Here is a 4983-nt window from a genome sequence, read left to right as displayed (position 1 = left end):
GGGTGTTGCTCCCCCTGCCCTCAGGCCACCAGCTCGCCGAAGGACTCTTCCTCGTCACGTCCGAAGCTGAGGACGTCGTCCTCGCGCAGCCGGCGGAGCGACCGCCAGATGCTGGACTTCACCGTGCCGACACTGATGTTGAGGATGTCCGCGATCTCGGGATCGGTGCGGCCCTCGTAATAGCGCAGCACCAGCATCGTGCGCTGCGTCTCGGGAAGGCGCGAGAGCGCCTGCCAGAGCACCGCGCGCAGCTCCGTGCCGCGCATCGCGTCGGTGTCGCCGACCGTCTCCGGCAGCTCCTCCGTCGGGTACTCGTTGAGCTTGCGCCTGCGCCACGCGCTGATGTGCAGGTTGGTCATCGTGCGGCGGAGATAGCCGCCGACGGCCGCCTTGTCGCTGATCCGGTCCCAGGCGCGGTAGGTGGAGAAGAGCGCGCTCTGGAGCAGGTCCTCGGCCTCGAAGCGGTCGCCGGTCAGGTGGTAGGCGGTCGCGTACAGAGAGGCCCGGCGCTCCTGGACGTAGGCCGTGAACGCCGTCTCGGCGTCCGTGGCCTCCGTCGTCACGGTGCGCTCCCCCGTGGCCTCTCCGTACGCCGCGCCCCTGCTCCCCCGTGCCTCGGCGTTGTCCGCCGTGGGCTTCCGCGCCGCGTCGGCCACCGTGATGTACGGCGGCCGGTGCTGACGCCCGGCGCCGCGAACGCACCCCCGCCCGTTCACGGCGCCGGACTTCTCGGTGCTCCGTGCGACGTCGTGGAGACGCGTGATTACTGCGCTTGAGGCCGTGCTGTGCAGTGAGTTCATCTCGCGCCCCCCGTCGGCTGGAGTCTGTTTCTTCCGTCTGCCCAAGAGATTGCCGGGCCAGTTTCATGGGCCTGTCCGCCGACTGTCACAGGCCTGTCACAGGGGTTGTGGATCTTGGCGGGAGATGTGGTGGAACTGTGGGAGCGCTCCGACTGTCGAACTGTGGCCCCCCCATGGGCCAGAATGACCTCTGTGCCTTTCCTGTTGCTGATCGAGGACGACGACGCCATCCGCACGGCCCTCGAACTCTCGTTGTCACGCCAGGGCCACCGAGTGGCCACTGCGGCGACGGGAGAGGACGGCCTGAATCTGCTGCGAGAACAGCGGCCGGACCTGATCGTTCTGGATGTGATGCTGCCTGGTATCGACGGTTTCGAAGTGTGCCGGCGCATCAGGCGGACCGACCAGTTGCCGATCATTCTGCTGACCGCGCGCAGCGACGACATCGATGTGGTCGTCGGACTCGAATCCGGTGCGGACGACTATGTGGTCAAGCCCGTGCAGGGCCGGGTGCTCGACGCCCGTATCCGGGCCGTACTGCGGCGCGGGGAACGGGAGTCGACCGATTCGGCGACCTTCGGGAGCCTGGTCATCGACCGTTCGGCGATGACGGTCACGAAGAACGGTGACGACCTCCAGCTCACACCGACCGAGCTGCGGCTGCTGTTGGAACTGAGCCGGCGGCCCGGACAGGCGCTCTCCCGGCAGCAGTTGCTGCGGCTGGTGTGGGAGCACGACTATCTGGGCGACTCGCGGCTGGTCGACGCCTGTGTGCAGCGGCTGCGCGCGAAGGTCGAGGACGTGCCGTCGTCGCCGACGTTGATCCGTACGGTGCGAGGCGTGGGCTACCGGCTGGACGCCCCTTCGTGAGCAGCGAGGAACCCACGGCCGGGAGAGCCGCGGACGGAGCGGACCGGTCGGACGGGCCGGACGGACCTGACGGCATGAACGGCTCCGGCACCACCGGCGGGGACGCGGCGGACGCGACCGCCGGGCGGCGTACGCGCAAGAGGGCACTCCTGGCCGGGCTGCGCTGGACGAGTCTGCGACTGCGCCTCGTCGTCGTCTTCGGGGCCGTCGCGCTGACCGCCGCCGTCTCGGCGTCCGGCATCGCGTACTGGCTCAACCGCGAGTCGGTGCTGAACCGCACGCAGACGGCCGCGCTCAAGGAGTTCAAGCAGGAGATGCGGGACAAGGCCGCGCAGTTGCCGCTGCGGCCGACCCAGGCCGAGCTGGAGGACACCGCGCAGCGGATGGCCAGGAGCAGCGCCGGTTTCAGCGTGGTGCTGATAGGTGAGCGCGCCGAGGACAAGCCGGTGGCCGGGGTCTCCGACCAGGACAGGTTCACGCTGGACGACGTGCCGCGGTCGTTGCGGACGGCGGTGAACGACCGGCAGAAGGTCACGTCGGGCAACAAGTCGCCGTACCACGTCTTCTGGCAGCGCACGGAGCGCGGGCAGACGCCCTATCTGGTCGGCGGCACCCGGATCGTCGGCGGTGGGCCGACCGGTTACGTCTTCCTCTCCCTCGAACAGGAGCGGGAGGACCTCAACGCGCTGGCGTGGTCGCTGGCGATCGCGACGAGCCTGGCGCTCATCGGGTCCGCGTTGCTCGCGCAGGCGGCGGCCACGACCGTGCTGAAGCCGGTGCAGCGGCTCGGTCACGCGGCGCGGCAGCTCGGCGAGGGGAAGCTCGACACCCGGCTGCGGGTGTCGGGGACGGACGAACTGGCCGATCTGTCACGGACGTTCAACAACGCCGCCGCCTCCCTCCAGAAGAAGATCGACGACATGAGCGCGCGTGAGGAGTCGAGCCGCCGCTTCGTCGCCGACATGTCGCACGAGCTGCGCACCCCGCTCACCGCGCTGACGGCCGTCACCGAGGTGCTGGAGGAAGAAGCGGACACGCTCGATCCGATGATCGCGCCCGCCGTGACGCTGGTCGTGAGCGAGACCCGCAGGCTCAACGTCCTGGTGGAGAACCTGATGGAGGTGACCCGCTTCGACGCGGGCACCGCCCGGCTCGTCCTCGACGACGTCGATGTCGCCGACCAGGTCACCGCCTGTATCGACGCGCGGGCCTGGCTGGACGCGGTGGAGCTGGACGCGGAGCGCGGCATGATGGCCCGCCTCGATCCGCGCCGGCTCGACGTGATCCTGGCGAATCTGATCGGCAACGCGCTCAAGCACGGCGGTTCGCCGGTGCGGGTCTCGGTGCGCTCGGTCGGCGGGGAGCTGGTCATCGAGGTACGGGACAACGGGCCGGGCATTCCGGAGGCCGTACTGCCGCACGTGTTCGACCGCTTCTACAAGGCGAGCGCGTCCCGGCCGCGGTCCGAGGGCAGCGGTCTCGGACTGTCCATCGCGATGGAGAACGCGCACATCCACGGAGGCGACATCACCGCGGCCAACGCCCCGGACGGCGGCGCGGTGTTCGTGCTGCGGCTGCCGCACGAGGTCTCGGAGGACTTCGACGACGAGGACGGGCCGGGCGACGCACGCGGAGAGGGGGGTGAGGCGCTGTGAGGTCGAGGAGAGCGGGCGGCCGGTCTCTCGCCGTACTCGCGGGCACGCTCGCGCTGGCGGGCGGCGTAAGCGGCTGCGGCATCAGGACGACCGCGGTGCCGGTGGACGCGGGCGCCGCGCCCTCACGGGTGCCGTGCGAGGTGTCCGAGGGGAATCTGACCACCCAGGCGCAGCCGGGCGGCGCGCTCGTCAGGGTCTACCTGGTGTGCGGGTCCGAACTGGTGCCGGTGGAGCGCCCCGCGTCCGTACGGGCCGAGAAGGCACCCGGTGACCGCGCGCGGGTGGTGCGGGCGCTCGTGGACGAGTTGCTGGAGCAGCCGTCGTCCACGGAGAGCGAGGCGGGCTTCACGACGTACGTACGCGGGCCGCTGCGGGTCTCCGAGGCGCGCGCGGGCGATCCACCGGGCACACTGCGGCTGAGCCGCCAGCCGGAGGACCTGCCGACGACCGCGCTGGCGCAGATCGTGTGCACGCTCACCGAGGGCGCGGCGACGGACGGTTCGGTGGTGCTGGGCGGGCCGGGGGCGTACGGCGCGCGCGGGTACCGGTGCGACGACGACACCAAGCGCCGCCCCGACGCGGCCGTGCCGACGACGGGTCCGCTGCCGTCCGCTTCCTGAGAAGGCGCCCGCCGCGCGGCCGGGTGTGTCAGGGGTACGGGGCGCGCCGGCTCCTTCCGGGTGACACCCGTCTCACGTGGGCCTCCATTTGGAACCTTCCGGAACCGTTCCCGCCGGTGGCCGCGTCTTGGGAGTCGTGCAGCGCCAAGGTTCGAGCGGCAGTGCCGCTTTCCGCTTCCGCGTGGCGGGGGTCATCCTCCTCCTCGTGCACTTGCTGCTCGTCGCGTGGCTGACGTTGCGCCCGCTGGACATCGTGTGGATGACCGCGGCGAACTTCGAGCCGCTGGCGGGCATCAAGGCCGATCTCGCCCTCGGGCCGCTCCAAGCGGTCCGGCGCATCGGCGAGGGACTCCTGCTGCTGGCGCCTCTCGGGGTTCTCCTCCCCATGGCGGGCGGCAAGCTGACCGTCTCGCCGCTGGCCTCGCTGACCCGGACCCTCGCCGCCGGGGCGTTCATCTCGCTGGGGATCGAACTGCTCCAGACCGGGATCCCCGGGCAGGTCGTCGACGTGGACTCGCTGCTGCTCAACACGGTGGGAGTCGGGCTCGCGCATCTGCTGGTCGTCCCCGCCGGACGGGCGAGGCTGCGGCGCGAACGCCCCCGTCGGCGCAGGGCGGGGCCGGTGCCTGCCCCGCGGGACACCGGGGTCGTACGTGAGGGTGACCTGCGGGAGGGGTCTCCTCAGGGGACGACCCCGACGATTACCAGGGTCGGCATCGCACCGTAGAGCGACGCTCCGTCCGGTGCCCGCGGGCCACCATTGAGTCATCGGGAGCACACGGAGTGGCTCCCGGAAACGGACTCACGAAGGAGCCCACCATGTCCGCGATTGCCCGTCCCCGTGAGGGTCGCATGATCGGTGGAGTGTGCGCGGCGCTGGCACGGCGCTTCGGCACCTCCGCGAACACGATGCGCGTGATCTTCCTGGTCTCGTGTCTGCTGCCCGGCCCGCAGTTCCTGCTCTACATCGCGCTCTGGGCGTTCCTCCCGAGCCAGAAGAGCGCGACGGAGACCGCCTGGTAGGCGGCGACGGACGGC

General features: G+C 70.8%; 6 protein-coding genes. 5 read left to right on the top strand and 1 reads right to left on the bottom strand.

Going from position 1 to position 4983, the window contains the following annotated elements:
• Positions 1-20: 20 nt before the first annotated feature.
• Positions 21-800, bottom strand: coding sequence for a SigE family RNA polymerase sigma factor (locus P3L51_RS35025; protein ID WP_354609403.1), 780 nt, complete (start codon positions 798-800; stop codon positions 21-23).
• A 192-nt stretch (positions 801-992) separates the two neighbouring features.
• Here P3L51_RS35025 and afsQ1 point away from each other — a divergent pair, with 192 nt between their 5' ends.
• The 5 genes from afsQ1 to P3L51_RS35000 all read left to right on the top strand — a co-directional run bounded on the left by afsQ1 (position 993) and on the right by P3L51_RS35000 (position 4968).
• Positions 993-1670, top strand: coding sequence for a two-component system response regulator AfsQ1 (gene afsQ1, locus P3L51_RS35020; RefSeq protein WP_023539102.1), 678 nt, complete (start codon positions 993-995; stop codon positions 1668-1670).
• Positions 1667-3325 (top strand): ATP-binding protein, encoded by a 1659-nt coding sequence (locus tag P3L51_RS35015; RefSeq protein ID WP_435594592.1) that lies wholly within the window; start codon positions 1667-1669, stop codon positions 3323-3325. Before afsQ1 ends, P3L51_RS35015 begins: the two co-directional genes overlap by 4 nt.
• Positions 3322-3945 (top strand): hypothetical protein, encoded by a 624-nt coding sequence (locus tag P3L51_RS35010; protein WP_354609402.1) that lies wholly within the window; start codon positions 3322-3324, stop codon positions 3943-3945. The genes P3L51_RS35015 and P3L51_RS35010 overlap by 4 nt, the downstream gene beginning before the upstream one ends.
• A gap of 181 nt (positions 3946-4126) precedes the next feature.
• Positions 4127-4672, top strand: coding sequence for a VanZ family protein (locus P3L51_RS35005; RefSeq protein WP_435594593.1), 546 nt, complete (start codon positions 4127-4129; stop codon positions 4670-4672).
• Between the two features lie 92 nt (positions 4673-4764).
• Complete coding sequence (locus tag P3L51_RS35000) at positions 4765-4968, top strand: PspC domain-containing protein (protein WP_354609400.1); 204 nt, start codon at positions 4765-4767, stop codon at positions 4966-4968.
• Positions 4969-4983: the final 15 nt, after the last annotated feature.

It is taken from the genome of Streptomyces panacea, from assembly GCF_040560175.1.
In the GTDB taxonomy this organism is placed as follows: domain Bacteria; phylum Actinomycetota; class Actinomycetes; order Streptomycetales; family Streptomycetaceae; genus Streptomyces; species Streptomyces panacea.
This window is presented reverse-complemented; position numbering and strand designations above follow the sequence as displayed.

Excerpts from the sequence above, each read along its gene's own strand:
- P3L51_RS35025 (WP_354609403.1), bottom strand. The coding sequence starts at position 800 with ATGAACTCACTGCACAGCACGGCCTCAAGCGCAGTAATCACGCGTCTC.
- P3L51_RS35000 (WP_354609400.1), top strand. The coding sequence starts at position 4,765 with ATGTCCGCGATTGCCCGTCCCCGTGAGGGTCGCATGATCGGTGGAGTG.